The organism is Candidatus Methylacidithermus pantelleriae (assembly GCF_905250085.1).
Classification (GTDB): Bacteria; Verrucomicrobiota; Verrucomicrobiia; order Methylacidiphilales; family Methylacidiphilaceae; genus Methylacidithermus; species Methylacidithermus pantelleriae.
In genome coordinates, this window is sequence record NZ_CAJNOB010000034.1 from 93773 (window position 1) to 115626 (window position 21854).

Sequence of the window (21854 nt, forward strand, 5' to 3'; positions counted from 1 at the left end):
CAACTGGGGATCCTACCCAAAATGTAAGCTTGCGACCATCCTCTGTTTCGGGGTGCATTTTTTTCGGGTCAACTGAAAGCGAGGTCTTGCACTGCTAGGCAAGGTTTGACAAAAAAGCGAGCCACGGTAGTCTGAAACGACGAGTCTGGGGGGAACCTTTGAACGATAGGAGAGAGCCAAAAATGGAGGCGGATCTCAAGAACATAAAGAGTGAAAAGATCACGGTAGAGCGGAAGCACTTCTTTTTTGACCTCAAAGAAAATCAAAGAGGTCGCTTTCTTCGGATTACCGAAGACGTGCGAGGACGGCGGGACACGATCATTATTCCAGCACCGGGCCTCCATGAGTTCCGGAGGGTTCTGGATTCGATGATCGAAGCCTCCATGAAGGATGGAGATCAGGCGCAAACCTGAGGGATGTATCCCACAACCCCTCGGTCCGGTTCGAATCTCTCGGATTAGGGAAAAAGAAGCTTTCTTGGCCTTTTTCCCCATCTGGAGTTCTCCACTTGTGCAAGTCTCGGAAAGGACCATACGCTCACGGCCTATCTTTTGGAAAGGAAAAGCCTCATGGGCGAGCGGATCTACGAACGATCCCGCCGTGAGTCGGATCTTTCGTCACGGAAAGCTCTCCGTTAGCTCATGGGGAGTTGGGGACCCTTTCCCTAGAACTTGATAAGAATCAAAGAAAGGAACCAAGCCAAGGCCACCGGCTGTTTTTCAGGGAAGAGAGCTCGGGAGCCTGCCTCGGCTTGCTAGGTTTGACACAGGAAGGCAAGCCTGGCTAACCTTCCACAAGGAAAGCCCAGCATCTATGCAAGGGGGCGATTTTCGGGAGAATTCACCATTGGACACCTCAAATCCGTGTCAATCGTATCCTGCGGGGGTGCGTGGCGCCGGCCATTGGACAAAACTTTTGGTCCCCTTCGAAGCGTGGCTTCAAGCTTTGGATCGCAGGGTGTTGGAGGAGATCAGCGCGTTTGACCCAGCGCTTGCTCCCCAGCTTGGCGACACCCTATCCAGTCACGGCAAGAGGCTTAGGCCGGTTGTTGCCCTTCTTTCCGCTGAGGCTACCGGTGGGATTCGACCGGCACATTTGGATCTGGCTCTCATCGTAGAAATGATCCACCTGGCAACTCTGGTCCACGACGATATTGTGGATGGGGCCGTTACCCGGAGAGGAGCCCCGACCGCTTTTCTTCGTTGGGGAGCGGATGTTTCGGTACTGCTGGGTGACTGCCTCTTTTCCCATGCCTTGAAAATATGCGCTGATTTGCCGCGAGAAGTGTTTCGATCGGTTGCTGCTTCCGTTTGCGTGGTCTGTACGGGAGAAATTCTCCAGCTCCAACGACGGTTCGATCTTCGATTGGGAGAGGGCGAATACTTGCGGATCGCTCAAATGAAGACAGGGGAACTTTTTGCAATGCCTTGCCAGCTGGCAGCCTCCCTTAACAGCTCTCCTAGTGGGATACAAGAGGCCCTGGGGGAGTACGGAAGACTGGTGGGGACCGCTTTTCAGATTTATGACGACTGCTTAGACCTACTGGGGAGCGAGGAGGAGACCGGCAAAACACTGGGTACCGACCTTGGGCAAGGCCGGTTGACCCTGCCGCTTCTCTATCTACTTGATTCTCCCAATGGTGGGGCCAAAGAGTGCGTGCTGTCCGTTCTGGGCAATGGTTCTCCTGAAAAGCGTTCCGAGCTGTTGGAGTTTCTTTTCTCCCATGGAGCGTTAGAGCGGGCCGGGGCAACGGTTCAAAGACTCTTAGAGCAAAGCCGCAACACGCTGCGTTGCCTTCCAGAAAAGGAGGCCGGGGATCGTCTTTGCCACTTAACCTACTTGTTGGAAGAGGAATTCCAGACGCTTGTCCATCGGCCGGTCCGACATAGCTTTTTTCCTCGCAACTCCTAGAAGCCCATTTTCTTGCTTGCGGGTGGGAGGAGTTTTGAGGAATTTGGTCTATCCGCGGCTAGGAGCGGTTTGATCCAGGAGACGACAATCAGGCAACGATGAAGCGGACGTATCAACCCTCCAAGAAACGCTGTCTGAGACAGTACGGTTTTTTGGCGCGCACACGAACCCGCCTGGGGCGCTTGATCTTGCGGCGAAGAAGGAAAAAGGGACGGTATCGATTGGTACCAGCGCGAACCCGACACAAGTTTGCCCGACACACCCGGACCTAGACCGAAACGCGAGCGGCTTCCTAGAGCCTGCATCGTTAGAAAAAAGGCTTTAATGGAGCGGCTTTTTTCCGAGGGAACACGATGGTCTGACCCGGCAGTCCTGCTTTTTACCCTTCCCAAGGAGGATCCTTCCGAGCCGGCGGAGGTGGCTTTCCTGGTGAGCCGGAAACTTAAGAGGGCAGTTCTGCGGAACCGGTTGCGGCGGAGGATGCGGGAAATTTATCGCAGATGGGTCGGGGTGGGAGACAAACCGTATTATCTTGCCTGGGTAGCAAGGGAACCGGCTACTCAGCTCGACTTTTGGTCGTTGCGGGAAAAGATGCTACGATTGTATCGAAAGTTCTCCTCCCAGCGATGAGTCCGGCTCGAAAGCTTCTTTGGTTGTATCGTGTGCTGGGCACTCCTCTCCGTGTTTTCTGGCTTGGAGGGCTCGGTCATTGTCGATATTTTCCCACCTGTTCCGTGTATTTCGTCGAAGCAGTGGAACGGCATGGATGGGGAGTCGGAGTCTACTTGGCAATGCGGCGATTGTTGCGTTGCCATCCTTGGGGGGGATATGGGTACGATCCTGTCCCGCCCAGGTTGCCTGGCCCACGCAAAAGAAACGGAAGGTCATAAAAGGCGATGGATCGATCCAATTGGACCGCCGTATTGATCTGTCTTCTTCTCCTTTTGGCCTGGCAACTCTACCTCCAGCAACGCTATCCGACCCAGCCAGCGGAAGAGCCGAGCCGGGCGCTTCCGCGCAAGAGTCTCGCAGCCGGCCCCGGAGTGAGCCAGTGGCCTTTAGGCCATGCTTCCCCCGAGACGGCACCTTCGATTGTTTTGGAAAATGAGTCTATCCGTGCGGTGCTAACCAGTGCGGGCGGTGGCGTTTTGAACGTCGAGTTAAAGAAACACTGGGGGAATCGGGGTCATGTCATTCTTAACCGGGATGCTCGTGATCCGGTCTTGGAAATGATTCTTTGGAAGGGGGGAGAACAAGGGCCGCAGCCGTTGACCCAGTTTGAAACCGACCAAAAGCCTGGAGAGGTCATCTTTCGCACAACCCTCCCGGGAGGGATCCTGTTGGAACGGCATTATCGGTTGGCCGGCGATTACCTCATTCGCATGGAACAGCGGCTGACGAACCCGTCCGACCATGACGCATCAGTTTCCGAATGGTGGCTGAATCTAGGAATCGGTTCTCCTGCAGCGTCACAGGAACCCCCAAGGGAGCTTGCGGCTAACTGGTTTTTTGCCAAGGAGCTGCGGGTGGGCCGCGCCAGCGTCCTGGACTTTAATCCCTCCAGCTTTCTTGGGGTCACATGGCGGGAGGCTAGGGATCGCATTGTGAGCCAGGAAGGGGAGCTCGGCTGGGCGGCCGTCAAAAGCCAGTATTTTCTCCTTCTTCTCTTGCCGGATTCCCAGTTTCCTCCCGACGAGGTCCTTTGTTTCCGGCAACCGATCTGGGTTTTCGATCGAAAAGGGAATCGGGTTGAAACTCTAGCCATCCAGGCCCTGGCACGGTTTCCCTCCCTGTCAGTCCCGAAAGGGAAAACGACGGCCCAGGAGTTTCTTCTGTACGCGGGCCCAAAGGAATACCGCAGGCTACAGGCTTTGGGCCGGGACGCAGAAATGGCAATGGAGTTTGGAATGTGGGGCTGGATCATCAAACCCCTGTTGGGCATTATGAATGGCCTTCACCGGCTCATTCCCAACTATGGGGTGGTCATTATCGTCTTTACACTTACCTTAAAAGCTCTTGCCTGGCCGCTGCAGTCTCTCGCCAATCGGCAGATGAGAGCCATGCAGCTTTTAACACCCAAAATCAGGGAGATCCAAGAGCGATACAAAGACGACCCCCAGAAAATCCAATCAGAAACGTTTAAATTGTACAAAGAATACGGAGTGAACCCCACGGGTGGTTGTTTGCCGATTCTCATCCAGATCCCCATTTTTATCGGCTTCTATCGTTTACTTCAAACTTCCGTGGAATTGCGTCACCAGTCTTTTCTCTGGATCCAGGATCTCACCCAACCTGACACCGTGTACACTTTGCCGGTTGTGGGTTTTGACGTGAACGTTCTCCCATTGATCATGGCGGGGACGCAATTCATTCTTGCTCGATTACAACCTTCTTCCGGAGATAACCCGCAGCTAAAATTGATCCAGTGGTTGCCGTTTGTGTTTGTCATCTTTTTGTACAATTTCGCGTCAGCCTTATGCCTCTACTGGACCGTGAACAATATCTGTACGATTTTCCAGACCTATTGGAATCTCAAACAACCCCCTCCCACGTTGCAAAAGCGAAAGAAGCGTCCCGGGTTTTCCGCCTTGCGTCGGTGAAGGACCAAGCCGGATCCTTTTGGTCCTGGAGAGGATACCGGCCAGTGGCCCGGGAGGAACCCAGTCAAGCACCAAGGTGTCAACCTGTTGCTTGCATGGGTGGGACCGGTGAGCGGCTTGTCTTGCTTTTTGGGCAAAGAAATGAACCGGATGATATCCCTGCAGAAAACGGGACCGGGCCAAGAGGTTAGCGGGTTTGTGGGGATACAAGATACGGTTGGATCCGAAAAAAGGCTGGGTAAGGCGTGATGGATGATTCTACTCCTTCCTTTCAAGCCGCCCGGGAGTTTGATTTTGTGGTGGTAGGCAGCGGCTTGGCAGGGCTTTTTTTTGCTTGGAAGAGCGCTCAAAGGGGAACTGTAGCCCTTCTGACCAAGGGAAACCCGCAGGAAAGTAACACCCGCTATGCCCAGGGGGGGATAGCGTGCGTGATGTCTCCGGATGACTCGTTGGAACTCCACATTCAGGACACTCTCTTGGCTGGGGCTGGTCTTTGCAAAGAACCCGTCGTGAGAACGATCGTGGAGGCGGGGCCGGGTGTTGTCCGTGAACTTGTGGAATTAGGGGTTCCGTTTACTGCTCGAGAAAGTGGGGAAGGGGACGAATTTGACCTGGGCAGGGAAGGCGGGCATTCCCGAAGGAGAATCCTTCATGTGGATGACGCCACAGGAGAGGCTATCGAAAAGGTGCTCTGGGACCGCGTTGCCTCCCATCCGAGGGTGAGTGTTTTTCCTGGTTGGATGGCCGTAGAACTCATCACGTTGCGCCGGTTGGGTTTCGATGCGCAGGATCGATGCATCGGGATCTATGCTTTGGAACGGGCTACGGGAAAAATGGCTGCTTTTTTGGGCCAACACACGGTTCTGGCCACGGGCGGCTGTGGGAAAACCTATCTTTACACCTCTAACCCCGATGTGGCGACGGGGGATGGGGTTGCTATGGCTTTTCGCGCGGGGGTGCCCATCGCAAATATGGAGTTTATCCAGTTTCATCCTACCTGTTTGTATCATCCGGCAGCCAAAAATTTTCTCATTAGCGAAGCCGTGCGAGGGGAGGGAGGGATTTTGCTCAATGCCCAGGGCCAGAGGTTTATGGAGGCGGTTCATCCTTTGAAGGAGCTAGCCCCGAGAGATGTGGTAGCGCGGGCGATTGAAGCGGAGATTAAGAAAAGCGGTCACCCGTGTGTCTATTTGGACATCCGGCACAAGGGAAGAGCGTATCTTACGAAGCGGTTTCCCACGATTTATGCTAAATGTCTTTCTGTCGGCCTGGATATTGCCGAAGAACCGATTCCGGTGGTACCGGCCGCCCATTACCAGTGCGGGGGGATTGTCACAGATTGGGAAGGCCGCACCCCGCTGCCCGGTCTTTGGGCAATTGGAGAGGTGGCTTGCACGGGGTTCCACGGAGCCAACCGGTTGGCAAGCAATTCCCTTTTGGAAGCCGCGGTGATGGCAGACCGAGCTGCCCGTGCCGCACAGAAGGAACAGGCTTCGCGCTTGGCCGTAACCCTTCCCGAATGGGATCCGCGGGGAAAGACTCTCTCCGACGAGCGTCTCATCATCGCTCAGAACTGGCGGGAAATTCGACAGCTCATGTGGGACTACGTTGGCATTGTGCGAACGGTCTCCCGGCTACAAAGAGCGCGCCAGCGGCTTAACGGAATCGTATCGGAAATCGAGGAAATGTTTGAAAGCCAGTCCCTTACTGCTGATCTCGTCGAGCTTCGCAACCTAGCATGGGTCGCTTGCCTGATTGTGGACTGTGCGCTTTCACGGCGGGAAAGTCGAGGACTTCACTACGTTCTGGACTATCCCGAGCCAGACGCTACAAGGCCCCCGCAGGATACCGTGCTCTGGCGGGAGCCTCTTCCGTTGAGGGGTCGGTGAAGGAAGAGCGCGTTGATTTTTCCGTGTCCAAGTGGCTATTACGAGGAGCTTTTTTTGCGACGGGTGCGCAGGGGAAGAAGGGGTGGTTTTCCCAGCAAACTCTGGTTTGGAGGAAGAGGCGGGTTTCCGAGACGATTTTTTTCTAGGGAAAAGGGGGATCAAACAGCGAAGACGCGGTCCAGGCTTACGGGGAAAATCGTGACCCTTTCTGGATTTGACCACATTCGCTGCCTCTCTTTCCCTCGGGCAGAAAGAGGCGGAAGAGAGAATCTTTTTTCTCTTCTTTCATAGATCCTCCCCAAAGAAACGCGCGATTTCCATCGCGGGAAAAACGGCGGATCCATGAAGCGCTCCCCATGGGGTGTAGAATGTGGTAGATCATCGAGAGGGTCACCAATGGCAACGGCGTACATCCCAACGGCCGACCAACTGATCTGGTGTCCGCAGGATCGGTGCAACGCGTTGGCCGGAGCGGTGGCTAGCGAAACGGGAGCGATTCCAGATGCGATCTGCGCCGAACGTGGGTAGCCTGTGATCTCCCAGGAGCTCCAGCCAGATGACAGTAACCTTTTTGTCGGGATCCTGCCTGGTATCGCCGTGGCCGATGCCCGTTAAGCTGCTCCAGGGTGTGACGGCGAGGGGCGGTTCCAGCGTTTCTTTGAGTGGAAGAAGCCGCTGTGGGGCGGCAAACTGTGGTCGCCGTCGTAGTCCGTTGGCACGGCCGGCAATGGGAGCGCCGAGACCGTCTGCCGCTCTATCGAGGGTTCTTAGCATGTCACCCCAAGGAGGTAAGCCATGATGGGGAAGGCGTCGATCCAACGGGATGTTACGCCGGTAGAAGCAAGACTTACTACACTCTGCTCGGCCTACGCCGACGCTTGCCACCGGGTCAATCCCGTGGTGCGCGAGCATTGCGTCTGGAACAGGGTAGCCCTGCACCAGTGGCGCGCCTACACCCTGCTGTGCTAGTCCAACGCCGTTGGGCACCCAGATGTGCTGCAACGCCATTTCTACGGTGTCCAAGGCCTACAGGGGAGACAAGGGAAGGGGATGCATTAGGTAGGAGACACCCGTTCCGACCATCCGCTTTGCCCATGTCAGCATGCACTTCGACAAGCGCACCTACACACGTAAAGGTGAGAGGGTCTTGCTTTCCACGATCGATGGCCGCATCAAGTTCCCGTTGCATGGGGGCGACTACCCAACGCGCATCCCTGCCTCGGGTCGGCCCAAGGAAGCAGAATGGGTCGTTCGCGATAGGACATGGTATCGGAACCCCGTCGTCGAAAGGAAAGAAAGCCACGCTCTGGGATCCAGCCCCATGCTGCGCCGAGAGGTCGGGTGAAAAAGTTTTGCCCCACAAGCACGGGCAAAATCTTTGGCGGCGGATAGTTGCGCGACAAGGGCGACTTGCTCCCTTGCGCTGCGTCGTCGTTTTCCCTCCAATGGCAGCCAGAGCGCTAGACAAAAGCCTCCGGCAGGACTCCGACAAAAAGATGCGGCTGCGTTCGGTACATGAACCCCAAAGCGAGGAGAGCCATCGTCGGGGCCGCCATCAAGGCCGACGTTGCCAGGATCGGGATGGACGACCTCACGAACGCCGCAGAGCGGAGGAAGGCCGGCAAGCGGGTTCGCGCCCGTTAGCACCGCTGGGCGTGGCGGCAGCTGCCATCCTTCCTCGACTACGTCGAGCCAGTAGCTTCCATGCGCCCGACCTGCCTGTGTTGGGGAGGTCTGGGGACACGCTCGAGCGATCGCTTCGATGTGTCCTCACGGTGGTCCCCCGGCGCACAGCGACGTCAATACAACTCGGAATTTTGCTTGGATTGGCGAGGCTCTGGTTTCGCCCAGGGCGGCCGTAAAGACGCCTGATGTTGGGAGCATGAGGAAGGTCAGCCATCTTTGCGTTCGACAAGAAAGCTTGCGAGTTCACTCGCGGGTCGTTTCTTTCCCACAAGTGAAAATCGCTTCACGGCGAGCTTTTTTCGAGATAGATGTTTTCTTTTGCGTACTTTCTCTAGTTGGCTGCCCGACCACAGTCCACAGGCGTGCGAGTGGCACGGCATGGTGCAACCTGAGCCTCGAAGAGGATGTATTCGAGCGCTCTTCCGGGGAGCAATCGCCCATTACAAATTTGAAGGCGGCTGTGGAGGATAAGCCGGCGTTTTCCCAACCAAACAAAACGCGTCTTTCCTGAACTCCTTCGCTCCCCGCGCCTGCGTTTCTTGTCGCAGGAAACTTTTTGCCTTTTGAGAGGATAACCCTCCCGAAGGATTCCTTCTCGAGCCCCTTACGGGATCTCAAATCCCTAGTCCGACTTCCTCCTATTTCGAGGGGGAGGAAGGTGCGAAAGCGTTTGGCGCAATACGGTTAGAGGCGGAGAGGGGCGGCCCGCAAAGCGGCAACTCCTCCTGCGGATTGGTAAGGAGAATGGCTGACCGATCGCCCATCATGTCTTTCGGAGCAACCGGCGACGATTCGGAAATGGCCCAAGAGGTTATCACGGATGGGGGAGAAGCGTTTTTTAAGTTACTGCGGATGGTTTTTGTATGGGACCGGCGGTTGGTGAGCTTGGCCAACTTGCGCGCGCTGGGGCACCAGGAGCGGGGAGATTTTGGATGGGCTTACGACTGCAAAGGAGTCCGTAAGTCTTGGAGGATATCCGCAAGGGTAGACGATCGAACTTCGCAGGTCTCTTCTCCCGAAGGAAAGGAGCGAGTGTTGGACGTCGAAGGAATTCTTCCTGGACAACGGATTTTTGGAGTCGAAAGAGCTCCAGCCCCTGGCCTATGAGCGGGCCATGCGGCAGAGCGATACGGCCGAGATCCCGGAAGAACGGGAATGGATCACCCAGCGCATGGAAAAAGGAGAGCTAAGGGATCCGGAAAAGATTGACCGTTCGGTGAGCCACATTTTTTCCTTGTATCGTGGTCATGGGTACTCTGCGTAGAGCCTAGAGTGAAGTCAGGCTCTAAGTTTTCGAAGAGGCCCTGGAGACGGAAAAAAGTGCTTGAGGGGAAGGATCAGATCCTAACAGACTAAAAGGGCCTTCCCCCTAGAGAAGCCGTCCGGCCCGAAAACCGACTCTCCGCGGTGGGAAGAGGTTTCTCGAAGCTCTAAAGATGGGCTACAAACTCCGCCCGATCTCCCACAACGATCCGCAACGGGTCCCTTGCGCACGTCTTTGTGCCCACGTGAGCCTTCCTGCTGGACCGGTATCTTAAGAAACTCCAAGCCGCCAAGCTTCCTTTTTCCCGAGGAAAACCCCTGGATCGCCCTCCAAACGATCCCCGTGGTCCAGCTACCATGCGATAACGAAACACCCAGCGGCGTTACCGCCAGCGGCTCCCACGCCCGCTGAGTCGGCTCCACCCTCCGAATCCCTGCATGAGAGCCGTGGTCGACCCCAAGGGCGGAAAACATTAGGCCCTATGGGGCCAATGGCCATTTTTTCTGTCACGTATCAATCAGTTACGACGCAATCACCCAACATGACTAGCTCCACCCGATCCAGGGAGGCGAGTTCTTTGCCTTGCAGCCTAACTCCAAGCCGCTTCCATAGGGCTTGACTGCAGCTGGCACTAAACCTCTCCATGGCTATAGCCAGGGGCGTGCGCGGCGCTTGTGGGTTAAAAACTTCAAGAAGGGTGGCTAGCTTCCGTGGGGCCAGTGATATTCCGGCACGGAAACCGTGGGTGACACGGTTCAAGGGTCGTCGTCGGCGAGCTTTCCTGGGGAGTGGAGCCGTTGTTTAGGGTGTGGGGAACGGTTGCGGAGGGGAAATAACTCTTTTAGCCTTTCCTTCAAATGATCGATTGGATGGCGCGGATTCCAGCCATTGTCTGGGCCTTCTGTCTTGTGAGTTTTGCTTTGGTGATGGATCGATGGATTCCCATTGCCCATGGAGTTGTCTGCCAAGCTTGTGGAGCCATCCTTTTTCTTTTAGGTTTGGGGACGAGTTCCTGGGCTTGGCTCCTTTTGGCAAGGCATCACTGTTTGGGGCTCCCGACTGACGCCCCGCCGAGACTCGTCCAGGAGGGGCCTTTCCGTTGGTCTCGAAACCCAATGTACTTGGGGACGTTGGCGATAATGATGGCTTTTCCGTTCTGGACTGGCTCCGCGTATTTCTGGCTAGCCTGTGTGCTCTATTTTGCGATTGTCGGCGAGTGCCACATCCCGCTTGAGGAAGCAACGCTGCGGGAACGATTTGGAATGGCTTTTGATTCCTACTGCCAGAGAGTCCGCCGGTGGCTGTAAAAAGAAGGAGCAGGGATTTCTTTCTCCGGCAATGCTCTACTCGGGCCGCGCGCGCCGACCTTTCTCCCATCGATCCCAAGCTGGCTCCCACGCCAAAGCCTGGGGATCGGAGGCAAAAGGGTTCTCCCTTTTAGTTCGGAGAAGCGGTTGGTTTTGGGGGAACGGCAGGAGCGCTTCGTGGGCATTTCCACGTGAGCCACACCCAGGAAAAACGAGCCACGTTTAGCCCCTGGAAAACAACTGCTCCGGGAGTTTCTTTCCCTTTGTTGGGAAAGTATTGGGAAATCTCGGGGGAGCTCTTCTTTTCTAAGAGGATTCGAAGGTAGGTAGAAAGAGACTTTTCCTCCACCGCCTGGAGCTCTCCCTTGCACTCGGCAAGCTTGGTGGGAGGGGAGGCAAGAGGGGAACCCTTGGAGCTAGCATCCTCAAAGATCCAGAGGTGGCGAGAGTAAAAGACAAGACTCGGTTCTTCAAATCCCTTGGCTACGTAAGGACAAGGACAGGGATGTGCGCGAAGCGCTTGGCCCAAGATCAGGCTGGGGGAAAGATTCCGAAGTTCCGATGCAAAGATTCCCATACTGATTGCTCCCACAAGGACGGGAAGGTAGGCCCAGGATTCCTTCCCATGAAAGGCAAGAAGCCCCAAAACACACCATGCTAGAAGCAGAAGGGAGAGGCTTGCCAAAAGAAAAGAAAGCTTTTGAGCACACGGAGAGAGGGCTTTTGCCAGAAAGCTCAATACTCCTGCCAGAAGAACAAAAATGATGAGAAACACGCAAAGAAACGCCCGGTCAAACGAGGAGGGGGAAGGTTTTTCTTTCCATGCCGCCCCGAACAAAAGAAAGAAAGCTGGGAAGCCGGGCAGGATGTAGTGCGGTAGCTGGGTGGCATAGAAGGAAAAAAGGAGGATGGGAGAAAGAAACCACGCCCAGAGAAAGGAAATGCGAGGGTCGTGACGATGCTTGAGGGAGTATTGGACAACGGCTGGGATAAATCCGGACCAAGGGAAAAGACTGATCCATAGAGTGACAAAATAGTAAAAGGGGATGTACAAGCGCCCGTTAAACGCTTCCCAACCCCTGGCCAAAACGTGTTCCCCCAAGCCAACTCTCGCCCATTGTCCATGGGTCAGTTGAAGGGCCGGTACAGCCCAAAGGGATGTAAGAGCCAGGCAAAAGGGGATTCCCCAAGCTAGGCCGACGTGTCTCCAGGGTAAAGGGGAACGGCAAAAGACGTAGCGATGGAGAAGGACACTCCCAAGGGGGACAAGCCAGGCTACCGGTCCTTTGAAAAGAAAGCCCAGGGCAAGGGAGACATAAAGGAAGAGCTGCCACCGAAGGAGCGAGGTAGCAGGTCGGTGCAGCAGTCGAAAAAGGGAGTAGTGGGTCAGGGAAACGAAGAGGACCATGGGTGTGTCGGCCACCGCAAGCCGTCCCTGCAAAAGGAGCTGGAGACTTGTTCCCAGCCCAAGCATTGCTAAGAAGGCAGCTCTTGGGCCAAAAAGCCTGGTGCTCGTTGTCCCGACAAAGGCAAGGAGAGCAAAGGTGGATAAAACCACGGGAAGACGGGCAGCCAACTCTCCTGGACCCAAAACCCGGTAGAAAGGAATCATCGTCCAGTAGATCCCCGGAGGTTTGTCGTAGCGCGGCACTCCATTAAAATGCGGGACAAGGTACCGGGATTGCTCGATCATCTCCCGCGTCGCCTCGGCAAATCGTGGCTCGTCGCGGTCCAGGAGAGGCAGGGTGGAAAGACCGGAGAAATAAAGGAAAAGGAGACTAAGAAAACCGGCAATCCACCCAGGTGAGTTCCAACGGGCCATCTTGGACCAGAGGGGACAGGAGCGAGGATTCAAGGAGGAAAGTTTCCTGGGACGACGGTGCAGTTGCAAGCGCGGGAATCCTGCTTTTTATATTGGTACAAAGAAGCGCTGCCAGGTTGGGCAAACAAAAGGGGGTTGACTTGGCGGCTCGGAATTGGTTTATTTCTTTCCCCCGAAAGGGGAGGACAGGATTGGGCCAACCGGCCCGGTTGCTCTTTGAAAACGCGTGGGAGAAAATGGGTGTCCCGAAATGGGATTCCTGGTCCTGGGTGAGGCTTCCGTTGGGGAAGTCAGAACAGGATTGAATTGTGCGGAACACCCGCGCCAGTTCTTTGAGTTCCTGCGGCTTGTCCCTTGCCCTCTTCGTTCGGAGAGGGTAGTGGGAAAAAGAGCCGTTAACGGAATCGGACTTTCCTTTTGCGGAGAGTTTGATTCTGGCTCAGAGCGAACGCTGGCGGCGTGGATAAGACATGCAAGTCGAGCGGATTCTACTACCTGGCAACAGGTAGTGGAATTAGCGGCGAACGGGCGAGTAACACGTGGGAATCTGCCCCTAAGTGGGGGATAGCCCGCCGAAAGGTGGGGTAATCCCGCATGTGGTCCGGGTTCTACCCGGATCAAAGCGGGGGATCCGGCTTTGCCGGACCTCGCGCTTGGGGAGGAGCCCGCGGCCTATCAGCTAGTTGGTAGGGTAATGGCCTACCAAGGCTACGACGGGTAGCTGGTCTGAGAGGACGGCCAGCCGCACTGGGACTGAGACACGGCCCAGACACCTACGGGTGGCAGCAGTCGAGAATTTTTCACAATGGGCGAAAGCCTGATGGAGCGACGCCGCGTGGGGGAAGAAGGCCTTCGGGTTGTAAACCCCTGTCACCGGGGAACAAGCGATGCAGGCTAATACCCTGCAGAGTTGATAGTACCCGGAGAGGAAGGGGCGGCAAACTCTGTGCCAGCAGCCGCGGTAATACAGAGGCCCCGAGCGTTGCTCGGATTTACTGGGCGTAAAGGGTGTGTAGGGGGTCGGGTAAGTCGAATGTGAAATCCCACGGCTCAACCGTGGAACGGCATTCGATACTGCCCGGCTAGAGGACCGGAGGGGGAAGCGGAACTCTCGGTGTAGCGGTGAAATGCGTAGATATCGAGAGGAACACCGGTGGCGAAGGCGGCTTCCTGGAAGGTTCCTGACCCTGAAACACGAAAGCTAGGGGAGCGAACGGGATTAGATACCCCGGTAGTCCTAGCCGTAAACGGTGTGCGTTTGGCGTTGGCGGATTCGACCCCGTCAGTGCCGTAGGTAACCCGTTAAACGCACCGCCTGAGGAGTACGGCCGCAAGGCTAAAACTCAAAGAAATTGACGGGGGCCCGCACAAGCGGTGGAGCATGTGGCTTAATTCGATGCAACGCGAAGAACCTTACCTGGGCTTGACATGCCGCGTTCAGTTCCCGAAAGGGGATGGCCCGAAAGGGCGAGCGGCACAGGTGCTGCATGGCTGTCGTCAGCTCGTGCCGTGAGGTGTTGGGTTAAGTCCCGCAACGAGCGCAACCCCTGCGTCCTGTTGCCGATGAGGCTCTCTGGACGGACTGCCCCGTTCAACGGGGAGGAAGGTGGGGATGACGTCAAGTCAGTATGGCCCTTATGCCCAGGGCTGCACACGTGCTACAATGCCCGGCACAAAGGGAAGCAAGGCCGTGAGGCGGAGCCAATCCCCAAAACCGGGCCCAGTTCAGATCGAAGGCTGCAACTCGCCTTCGTGAAGCCGGAATCGCTAGTAATGGCGCATCAGCTACGGCGCCGTGAATACGTTCCCGGGCCTTGTACACACCGCCCGTCACATCCTGAAAGCTGGCTGTACCCGAAGTCGGTCGTAGGACCGCCGAAGGTATGGCTGGTGATTGGGATGAAGTCGTAACAAGGTAGCCGTAGGGGAACCTGCGGCTGGATCACCTCCTTTCTACGGAGTTACAGTTCGGCCCTTACTCGGGGGTGCTTGGGGCCTCCGGGGAGGTGTCCGGGCGAGGTCGAACTGCTACGTCCTGTGCCTGGTGAGGGTGCCAGGGGTGGCAGAAGTTCTTCCCTTTTGTACAAGGGAAGTCGCGGGGAGTTCCGCACAGTTCAGTCTTGTTCGGATTCGGGACTTGCCAATCGGGGCTTGGAGTCCGGCCGGGAAAAAGTTTTGGACCCTTTCCCCCAAAAGGGCGCAAGGGGGCATAGCTCAGCTGGTAGAGCGATAGCTTTGCACGCTATAGGTCAGGGGTTCGAGTCCCCTTGCCTCCAGTTTTGGGTGTTTGGGTCTTGAAGGGATGGCCCATTGACTTCTCCGGGTCGACTTGGGTACTTTGGAATGGACCGGGGCCTGTAGCTCAGTTGGTTAGAGCATGCGCTTGATAAGCGCAGGGTCACTGGTTCGAGCCCAGTCAGGCCCACCAGGGTAAGTTGGTCCCTCCTTGTGAGGCAAGTGTGCGGGAGGGGCGCATTAGCCTTTGAGCGTTCTTTGAAAACTTCCGATGGATGGGTATGTGCCAGGGTCTGGCGTTTCGCGGAGCCTAGGGGCCAGGGCGGTCGGAAGCGACCGTTTCTTGTTGTCCGAGCTCCTAAGCTACTAAGGGCGCATGGTGAATGCCTTGGCGCTGGGAGGCGATGAAGGACGTGGCAACCTGCGATAAGCCCCGGGGAGCGGGAAGCACGCTGTGATCCGGGGATCTCCGAATGGGGTAACCCGACGCGAGGAATGTCGCGTCACCGAAGGTTGAATTCATAGGCCTTCGGAGCGATACCCGCCGAAGTGAAACATCTCAGTAGGCGGAGGAAAAGAAAGAGATATTCGATTCCGTGAGTAGTGGCGAGCGAAAGCGGAAGAGCCTAAACCTTGTCCCGGCCGCAAGGCCCGGACAAGGGGTTGTAGGACCGCCATCACGGGTAGTCGGGAGGTTAGGCGAAGCGGATGGAAAGTCGCCCCATAGAGGGTGAGAGGCCCGTAGCCGAAAACCAAACGACGCCCGGCGGGATCCTGAGTAACGCGGGGCACGGGGAACCCCGCGTGAAGCTGCGCGGACCACCGCGTAAGGCTAAATACTACCCAGCGACCGATAGTGCACCAGTACCGTGAGGGAAAGGTGAAAAGAACCCCGTTTAGGGGAGTGAAAGAGAGCCTGCAACCATGTGCCTACAAGGTGTCGGAGCCCGAAAGGGTGACGGCGTGCCTTTTGCTTAATGAGTCTGCGAGTTACTGTCCGTGGCGAGTCTAAGCCTTTGTAAAGGCGGAGGCGAAGCGAAAGCGAGTCCTAACAGGGCGCCAAGCTGCGGGCAGTAGACCCGAAGGGGAGGTGATCTACCCATGGCCAGGATGAAGTCACCTTAACCGGTGATGGAGGTCCGAACAGGTGGCGGTTGAAAACGCCTCTGATGAGCTGTGGGTAGGAGCGAAAGACTAACCAAACCCCCTGATAGCTGGTTCTCCCCGAAATAGCTTGAGGGCTAGCCTCGTGTGCTGACTCGCGGGGGTAAAGCACTGGATGGACTAGGGCCCACACCAGGGTACCGAATCCAACCAAACTCTGAATACCGCGGGGTGGAGCACGGGAGTCAGACGGTGGGGGATAAGCTTCATCGTCGAGAGGGAAACAGCCCAGATCGCCGGCTAAGGTGCCTAAATGGCGTTTAGTGGAAAGGATGTCCGATCTCGAAGACAGTGAGGATGTTGGCTTAGAGGCAGCCATCATTTAAACAGTGCGTAATAGCTGACTCACCGAGAGATCGGGCGCCGAAAATGATTGGCGATAAGCGTCATACCGAAGCCGCGGGTGCAGGTTTGCCTCGGCAAACCTGTGCGGTAGGGGAGCGTTCTGTGCGCTGTGAAGCGGGAGGGTAACCGACTGTGGAGCGCACGGAAGTGAGAATGCAGACATGAGTAGCGATAAGGCCGGTGAAAATCCGGCCCGCCGTAAGCCTAAGGTTTCCTGGGGAAGGTTCGTCCGCCCAGGGTTAGTCGGGATCTAAGCCGAGGCCGTAAGGCGTAGGCGATGACAAGCCGGTTAATATTCCGGCACCACCGACCTTTAAGCGAGGGGGACGCATCGTCCGGAGAGAGGCGAGGTGCTGAACGTCCTTGTCCCGCAAGGGGACCCAAAGGAGCAATCCGGAGGGGATCTCTCGAAGGCGGTGCCGAGAAAAGCCCTCGTGAATACTAAGGTGCCCGTACCGTAAACCGACACAGGTGGGCGAGTAGAGTATACTCAGGCGCGTGAGTGAAATCTCTTTAAGGAACTCGGCAAATTGGCCCCGTAACTTCGGAATAAGGGGTGCCCCCGCAAGGGGGCCGCAGTGAACAGCGCCAACCGACTGTTTAACAAAAACACAGCTCTCTGCTAAGTCGTGAAGACGACGTATAGGGAGTGACACGTGACCAATGCTGGAAGATTAAGGTGAGGGGTTAGCTTGGCTTCGGCCAGGCGAAGCTCTGAGCCTAAGTCCCAGCGAATGTCGGCCGTAACTATAACGGTCCTAAGGTAGCGAAATTCCTTGTCGGGTAAGTTCCGACCTGCACGAATCGTGTAACGAGTTGGCGACTGTCTCAAAGAGATGCTCAGCGAAATTGTAGTGGCGGTGAAGATGCCGCCTACCCGCAGTAGGACGGAAAGACCCCGTGCACCTTTACTGTAAGCTGTTGCTGGATTCTCGTTGTGGATGCTTAGCGTAAGTGGGAGGCAAAGAAGCCTTCCTTTCGGGGAAGGCAGAGCCGCCAATGAAACACCACCCTTCCGCAATGGGAGTTCTAACCTCGAGCCCTGAAGCGGGACGAGGGACAACGGCAGCGGGTCAGTTTGACTGGGGCGGTCTCCTCCTAAAGGGTAACGGAGGAGTTCTAAGGTCCCCTCAGCACGGTTGGCAATCGTGCGGAGAGCGCATGGGTAGAAGGGGGCTTAACTGTGAGACCGACAGGTCGAGCAGGTGCGAAAGCAGGACCAAGTGATCCGGTGGTGGAACGTGGAATCGCCATCGCTCAACGGACAAAAGGTACGCCGGGGATAACAGGCTGATCGGGCCCAAGAGTCCACATCGACGGCCCGGTTTGGCACCTCGATGTCGGCTCATCGCATCCTGGGGCTGGAGAAGGTCCCAAGGGTCCGGCTGTTCGCCGGTTAAAGCGGTACGCGAGCTGGGTTCAGAACGTCGTGAGACAGTTCGGTCCTTATCCACTGCGGGCGCAGGAGACTTGAGGGATTCACTCCCTAGTACGAGAGGACCGGGAGTGACGCACCTCTGGTGTGCCGGTTGTGCCGTCAGGCGCAGCGCCGGGTAGCTATGTGCGGAAAGGATAAGCGCTGAAAGCATCTAAGCGCCAAGCCTCTCCCTAGATTAGGTCTCCCCATCAGGGTCGTGGAAGACTACCACGTTGATAGGTCGCAGGTGTAAGCGCGGTAACGCGTTGAGCCGAGCGATACTAAGTACCCGATTGGCTTTGGAACTCGGTCCTCTAGGCTTTTTGAGCGACAGGGTTCTGGTCGCATGCAATCCATCGGAGTTTTCAAAGAGCGCTTAAAGGCTGGTAGGGGGTCACCAGGTGCCTTTAGCCCGAAGGGAAAAAGGGATCTGGTGACCATAGAGACGTGGAACCACCCGGTCCCATTCCGAACCCGGAAGTGAAACGCGTCATCGCCGATGGTAGTGTGCCGCTAGGGCACGCGAGAGTAGGTCGTTGCCAGAGTTCCGCTTGGGTATTACCCAAGCGGAATTTTTTATGTAATTTCTCGGTATCATTGGAGCCAAACGCCGGAGCTGCCGGACATTTGTCTTGGGAGTGCATCCTCTGTTAGAGGGATCTCCCCTGATGGCCCTTTCTATCCCCAAAAAGGGCGCTTATGGGCTCGGGGGAGCAAAAGACTCCACCAATCCGGTGTCCAGTTTTACCAAATAGACTGAGATGGGCTATTGCTCGTACACTGTGGCGCAGGACGTCCTTCGACTGATGTAAGTGGCCTTGCTACCGAGCCGGCCTCTGGCTGGACCCATCCGGTGTGCGTGTGCCTGAAACTGAGGTCCAATGGGTGGGAACCGTAGAGATGGAGTCCCCGTTAACAATGGAAAGCCAGAACGTTGCGGGAATAAATGAACTTGATCTTTCTGGACATCCCACTTGGTTTGGATGGCAGGCTGAAACCGCAAGCCTCTCTTTCACGGTAGGAAATGGGTTCGATCGGGCTTATTCGGGCCGACTTGCTCTAACGTGTCCTCCGTGCACCATCGGCTGGCTTCAGAAAGATGCCCAAAGTGGAGAGGCCAGTGCCAGCAGGCTTGTTCTACTTGTACGGTGGAGCGCCTACCAAGTTTATGGCAATCCATACACCTGGTTTTTTCATGATCGTTTTGCCAAAAATCATCCTTCTCAAAAGCAACAGCGGCAAGGTGCGAGCAGCCTCTAGCCTGGAGTTCGTCCGAACGCAAACATGTCAATTTTTTTTCTTATCCCGAAACCTCTTCCCTTCATGGGAAAGTGCCGACCGAATTGTGAACTGTTCTGGTCTGAAGCAAGGCAGCCTACTAACGTTCATGGTTGTCTACTTTATGAATTATGAACGTGGGCAAGTACGCGTTTTTTCTGTTGGTAACGGGTTCGCTTGTTCTTAGCGTAAGTGTTGCAGCGTCTGCACGGGAAACACCGTTTGTCTTTACCCGAGTTGTAGCGATTCGATTTAAGGGTTCGGAAAAACATTCTTGCTCCGCATCGCGGGTCAAACGGGCTTCTCCGGACTCTTTTCAGTCCCGTGGAAAATCCAGGGGCCCGAAGGGTTCGGAGCGACCCATCTTATCCCCTTGATCGACTCTGAAGGGCTAGCTTACCTTCGACACTGTCTGAAGCTACATTACTGCAACCGAACGAGTGAATGGTTTCCTTTTGCCTATGTGATCCACTTGGGCCCGCGAAAAAAAGAGGAATGAGACCCAGTTTTTTGGAGTAGCTCGGTTTCCTTCTTTGGGTATTTCGCAACGCATTCGGTGCTCTACAATTTGCCTTCGGACTAAAGCTGCGCTACGCGGATGGCTTAAGGGCGACCAAGGGGTTTGCGGGACTTCTCCGTGGAAACCTTTCGAGATCCATTCGGCTCGGAGGCTGGTGGTGAGCCCGTAGACGAGGAAAAAGATCCGTATGGAATTGAGGACTCGGGATCGCCACCTACCAGGGATACAGGGGACGGGCTTCCAGGGAGCTTGTGAGCTGGGGAACGGCCGGTTCAAACCTCGGCGAGTCGCTCATAATGAGTGAGGACTGCCCCGGGGGAAACTTCCGGCGGCCAGAGGTGAACCTCCAGGAGATACCAGCCATGGATCGCTTCCTCTTCTGGGAGCCGCTCCTCTCTGTACGTTTCCGCCAGAAGCGGCCGCGAGGCTCGACCCCCTACTCCCAAGTATTTATGGGGTTGCAGGCAAGAGAACGCCCCGACCGAGCGCGCGCTCCAGTTTGAGCGGATCGGCTGTTTTTTCGGCGATCATTTTGGGAATCTCAGCCGATACCTCGATGGCAGAAGGCACCCGGCTTACCCGCCGGGCCCGATCGCGCAAGGACTAGGCCATTCTCCTCCGGGCATCACAGATCGAACCCCATTGCCTTGTACCTTCATAAGTTACGTCCGGTCGGTGAGCCAATGCTGCCGCTCTTCTGGCCAAATCCCGACGATCGCTCTTGGAGCTTGGGTTCTCTTAGCTCAAGTGACATACGGAAGCCCTCTCTCCTTCGAGCGCTTCGACGTTCGACGGGCTTTTTCCTTCCTCCATCAAAAACGATCTTTGGATTCCCAACCGTCTTGCAGTCTCACAACTAACGCCACAAGCGTCTTCGAATCCGCCCGGGTTGCCCGCAACATTTTTCCAACAAAACCGGAACTCCTTGAGCATGGGTCGCAATTGAGAAGAAAAACCTGCCGCCAATCCCCCTCGCTGAACCCGGCTGTGTCCATAACCGGCCACTCCCTCCAGTCCTGCCCCCTCAAGGTACACACGGGGGTAGATCATAAGGGACCAAACTCGTTCCCGGGAGGCGACCCTCGCGATAGAGCTTCTTTTCCACCTAGCTCTAAACCCCCTTTTCACCCAGCCAATCGTTCGGTATAGCTCTTTTTCCTCCAAGTCCTTTTTCCTCCACCCCCACAGTGCCCCCAAACCCGTCTCCCTTGTTTTTTTGGCAACGCACACCGCGGAGAGAAAAACATCCGCCCCAAAAGGGATCGCTTTACGCTTTACTCAACCGTTGGTTCTGCTCCGTTCTCACTCCTGCACGCATTTGCACTGGACCCCACCTTCTTCGGCGCACCTCTTTCCGTACCCCTAACGCCCCATCATCTAAGGGCTCCCCTACTTCTTAAGCCCTTCAGGGGGACCAGCTTCCAGCGTTTCAAGCTTGTGTGAAGAAGCTGTTGCGTTTCGACCGGGAGCGGCCTCTCCCATTGGCCCAACTCCTCTCTCCACCTTTTTGGCCACCCACTAGGACGGCCGGACGTCCACCTGCCGGTACACCTTCCCGTTGCCATCGGTACGGACCTCCTGGACCTAAATGTCTACACCTTACAACATCCAAGATTTTTCCTGTGGAAGAGTTAGCTAGGGACAGTCCTCTGATTTATCGACCCTACGCACTTTCCCATGAGTCGTTGATTTGCAAGTACAAAGGTGAAAAGGGTCGCGAAGTTACATTAGGACTGTTTGGCGATCCAGCGCAGGAGGGCTATGGCAATTGCATTAGCCAAAAGGAAACCCGCAAGAGTTCCTATCGTCTCGTGCCAGCATAAGTGACCGCCAGCGAAAAAGACTCCAAGAATCATCCCCACAAGCGGAAGCCCAACCCATAACAACGGCAAAAAGAAGAAGAGCCCCACAATCCCCCATGTTTTCCATCGCTGCCGCGGATGCAAAACGATAGGAGACCCCCACCCTAGGGAGATGACCCATGGGTCGGGTGGCGATGTTTCTTGCGCTTCGCTAATCAGAGACGAGGTCTTCTGCGAACCAGGAGCAGATGGGGTTGAGGTAAAAGGATCCGGTATTTGCGTTGCGCCGTTTCGCCCAAAAGAAGGGGCTTTGGCAAACTCTCGGATGCTTTCTTTTCGTCTGGAAAGCTCCATAGGGGCGCTGCGCTTAAAATGTGCTTCATGAGCGCAAAAGACTCAAGTGCAACTCGGCCTGGAGGCGGGAGGCTTAAGGATAACCTCATAAGGGCTTTCGGCTATTGGGTGCTATTGAAAAAAGGGGAGGCAACCCTCCCAATGTCGCGGGATGGTTTCCAACCGTTTTTTTTTCCAACCGAGGCCGACAGCTGGCATGATTGCTGTGAGGGCTCTCCCCTTTTTTATTGGGTTTAGGCACCGGGCAGGGTTTTGTGTCT

At 55.9% G+C, this 21854-nt stretch carries 16 protein-coding genes, 2 tRNA genes and 3 rRNA genes; 16 read left to right on the forward strand and 5 right to left on the reverse strand.

What is annotated here, in order from left to right; all coding sequences use genetic code 11:
• Positions 1-182: 182 nt before the first annotated feature.
• From KK925_RS07840 to KK925_RS07890, 11 genes are all read left to right on the forward strand, one after another.
• Positions 183-413, forward strand: coding sequence for a PUR family DNA/RNA-binding protein (locus tag KK925_RS07840; RefSeq protein WP_174582229.1), 231 nt, complete (start codon positions 183-185; stop codon positions 411-413).
• Positions 414-846: 433 nt separating this feature from the next.
• The gene (locus tag KK925_RS07845; RefSeq protein ID WP_236027885.1) at positions 847-1911 is read left to right on the forward strand and encodes a polyprenyl synthetase family protein; all 1065 of its coding nucleotides are present in this window, start codon (positions 847-849) and stop codon (positions 1909-1911) included.
• 98 nt (positions 1912-2009) lie between these two features.
• Complete coding sequence (rpmH, locus tag KK925_RS07850; RefSeq protein WP_174582231.1) at positions 2010-2183, forward strand: 50S ribosomal protein L34; 174 nt, start codon at positions 2010-2012, stop codon at positions 2181-2183.
• A gap of 52 nt (positions 2184-2235) precedes the next feature.
• Positions 2236-2541: a ribonuclease P protein component gene (rnpA, locus tag KK925_RS07855; protein WP_174582232.1), complete on the forward strand. Its 306-nt coding sequence runs from the start codon at positions 2236-2238 to the stop codon at positions 2539-2541.
• Complete coding sequence (yidD, locus tag KK925_RS07860) at positions 2538-2801, forward strand: membrane protein insertion efficiency factor YidD (RefSeq protein ID WP_174582233.1); 264 nt, start codon at positions 2538-2540, stop codon at positions 2799-2801. The genes rnpA and yidD overlap by 4 nt, the downstream gene beginning before the upstream one ends.
• A 6-nt stretch (positions 2802-2807) precedes the next feature.
• Complete coding sequence (gene yidC, locus KK925_RS07865) at positions 2808-4511, forward strand: membrane protein insertase YidC (protein ID WP_174582234.1); 1704 nt, start codon at positions 2808-2810, stop codon at positions 4509-4511.
• 248 nt (positions 4512-4759) lie between these two features.
• On the forward strand, positions 4760-6400 hold the full coding sequence (gene nadB, locus KK925_RS07870; protein ID WP_174582275.1) for an L-aspartate oxidase: 1641 nt from the start codon (positions 4760-4762) through the stop codon (positions 6398-6400).
• 798 nt (positions 6401-7198) lie between these two features.
• Positions 7199-7369 (forward strand): hypothetical protein, encoded by a 171-nt coding sequence (locus tag KK925_RS07875; protein WP_214096415.1) that lies wholly within the window; start codon positions 7199-7201, stop codon positions 7367-7369.
• A gap of 1461 nt (positions 7370-8830) precedes the next feature.
• Positions 8831-9193 (forward strand): hypothetical protein, encoded by a 363-nt coding sequence (locus KK925_RS07880; RefSeq protein ID WP_174582236.1) that lies wholly within the window; start codon positions 8831-8833, stop codon positions 9191-9193.
• A 7-nt stretch (positions 9194-9200) separates the two neighbouring features.
• On the forward strand, positions 9201-9350 hold the full coding sequence (locus tag KK925_RS07885; protein ID WP_174582237.1) for a hypothetical protein: 150 nt from the start codon (positions 9201-9203) through the stop codon (positions 9348-9350).
• Positions 9351-10219: 869 nt separating this feature from the next.
• On the forward strand, positions 10220-10657 hold the full coding sequence (locus KK925_RS07890) for a methyltransferase family protein (RefSeq protein WP_174582238.1): 438 nt from the start codon (positions 10220-10222) through the stop codon (positions 10655-10657).
• Between the two features lie 130 nt (positions 10658-10787).
• Here KK925_RS07890 and KK925_RS07895 read toward each other — a convergent pair whose 3' ends face one another.
• Entirely contained in the window at positions 10788-12479 is a 1692-nt protein-coding gene (locus tag KK925_RS07895; protein WP_174582239.1) for an ArnT family glycosyltransferase, read from the reverse strand.
• Between the two features lie 416 nt (positions 12480-12895).
• Here KK925_RS07895 and KK925_RS07900 point away from each other — a divergent pair.
• The 5 genes from KK925_RS07900 to rrf all read left to right on the forward strand — a co-directional run bounded on the left by KK925_RS07900 (position 12896) and on the right by rrf (position 18185).
• Positions 12896-14432: ribosomal RNA gene (locus KK925_RS07900) — 16S ribosomal RNA — on the forward strand.
• 250 nt (positions 14433-14682) lie between these two features.
• Positions 14683-14755: transfer RNA gene (locus tag KK925_RS07905), tRNA-Ala, on the forward strand.
• A 75-nt stretch (positions 14756-14830) separates the two neighbouring features.
• Positions 14831-14907 (forward strand) — tRNA-Ile (locus KK925_RS07910).
• Positions 14908-15070: 163 nt separating this feature from the next.
• A 23S ribosomal RNA gene (locus KK925_RS07915) occupies positions 15071-17946 on the forward strand.
• A gap of 123 nt (positions 17947-18069) precedes the next feature.
• Positions 18070-18185: ribosomal RNA gene (gene rrf / locus KK925_RS07920) — 5S ribosomal RNA — on the forward strand.
• Together the 16S, 23S and 5S rRNA genes with 2 tRNA genes alongside form the textbook arrangement of a ribosomal RNA operon.
• Positions 18186-19710: 1525 nt before the next feature.
• Here rrf and KK925_RS07925 read toward each other — a convergent pair.
• The 4 genes from KK925_RS07925 to KK925_RS07940 all read right to left on the reverse strand — a co-directional run bounded on the left by KK925_RS07925 (position 19711) and on the right by KK925_RS07940 (position 21348).
• Positions 19711-19884 (reverse strand): hypothetical protein, encoded by a 174-nt coding sequence (locus tag KK925_RS07925; RefSeq protein WP_174582240.1) that lies wholly within the window; start codon positions 19882-19884, stop codon positions 19711-19713.
• Positions 19885-19888: 4 nt separating this feature from the next.
• On the reverse strand, positions 19889-20038 hold the full coding sequence (locus KK925_RS07930; protein ID WP_174582241.1) for a hypothetical protein: 150 nt from the start codon (positions 20036-20038) through the stop codon (positions 19889-19891).
• Between the two features lie 138 nt (positions 20039-20176).
• Positions 20177-20488 carry a hypothetical protein gene (locus KK925_RS07935; protein WP_174582242.1) on the reverse strand — a complete coding sequence of 104 codons (312 nt, stop codon included), beginning with the start codon at positions 20486-20488 and terminating at the stop codon, positions 20177-20179.
• Positions 20489-21165: 677 nt separating this feature from the next.
• A complete protein-coding gene (locus tag KK925_RS07940) occupies positions 21166-21348 on the reverse strand; it encodes a hypothetical protein (protein WP_174582243.1) in 183 nt (60 codons plus the stop codon).
• Between the last annotated feature and the right edge of the window lie 506 nt (positions 21349-21854).

What these genes read in the sequence shown, in the direction of transcription:
- KK925_RS07890 (WP_174582238.1), top strand. Translation starts at nt 10,220, where the DNA reads ATGGCGCGGATTCCAGCCATTGTCTGGGCCTTCTGTCTTGTGAGTTTT.
- KK925_RS07935 (WP_174582242.1), bottom strand. Translation starts at nt 20,488, where the DNA reads ATGATCTACCCCCGTGTGTACCTTGAGGGGGCAGGACTGGAGGGAGTG.
- rpmH (WP_174582231.1), top strand. Translation starts at nt 2,010, where the DNA reads ATGAAGCGGACGTATCAACCCTCCAAGAAACGCTGTCTGAGACAGTAC.
- nadB (WP_174582275.1), top strand. Translation starts at nt 4,760, where the DNA reads ATGGATGATTCTACTCCTTCCTTTCAAGCCGCCCGGGAGTTTGATTTT.
- KK925_RS07840 (WP_174582229.1), top strand. Translation starts at nt 183, where the DNA reads ATGGAGGCGGATCTCAAGAACATAAAGAGTGAAAAGATCACGGTAGAG.
- KK925_RS07875 (WP_214096415.1), top strand. Translation starts at nt 7,199, where the DNA reads ATGGGGAAGGCGTCGATCCAACGGGATGTTACGCCGGTAGAAGCAAGA.
- yidD (WP_174582233.1), top strand. Translation starts at nt 2,538, where the DNA reads ATGAGTCCGGCTCGAAAGCTTCTTTGGTTGTATCGTGTGCTGGGCACT.
- KK925_RS07895 (WP_174582239.1), bottom strand. Translation starts at nt 12,479, where the DNA reads ATGGCCCGTTGGAACTCACCTGGGTGGATTGCCGGTTTTCTTAGTCTC.
- rnpA (WP_174582232.1), top strand. Translation starts at nt 2,236, where the DNA reads ATGGAGCGGCTTTTTTCCGAGGGAACACGATGGTCTGACCCGGCAGTC.
- KK925_RS07880 (WP_174582236.1), top strand. Translation starts at nt 8,831, where the DNA reads ATGGCTGACCGATCGCCCATCATGTCTTTCGGAGCAACCGGCGACGAT.
- KK925_RS07885 (WP_174582237.1), top strand. Translation starts at nt 9,201, where the DNA reads ATGCGGCAGAGCGATACGGCCGAGATCCCGGAAGAACGGGAATGGATC.
- yidC (WP_174582234.1), top strand. Translation starts at nt 2,808, where the DNA reads ATGGATCGATCCAATTGGACCGCCGTATTGATCTGTCTTCTTCTCCTT.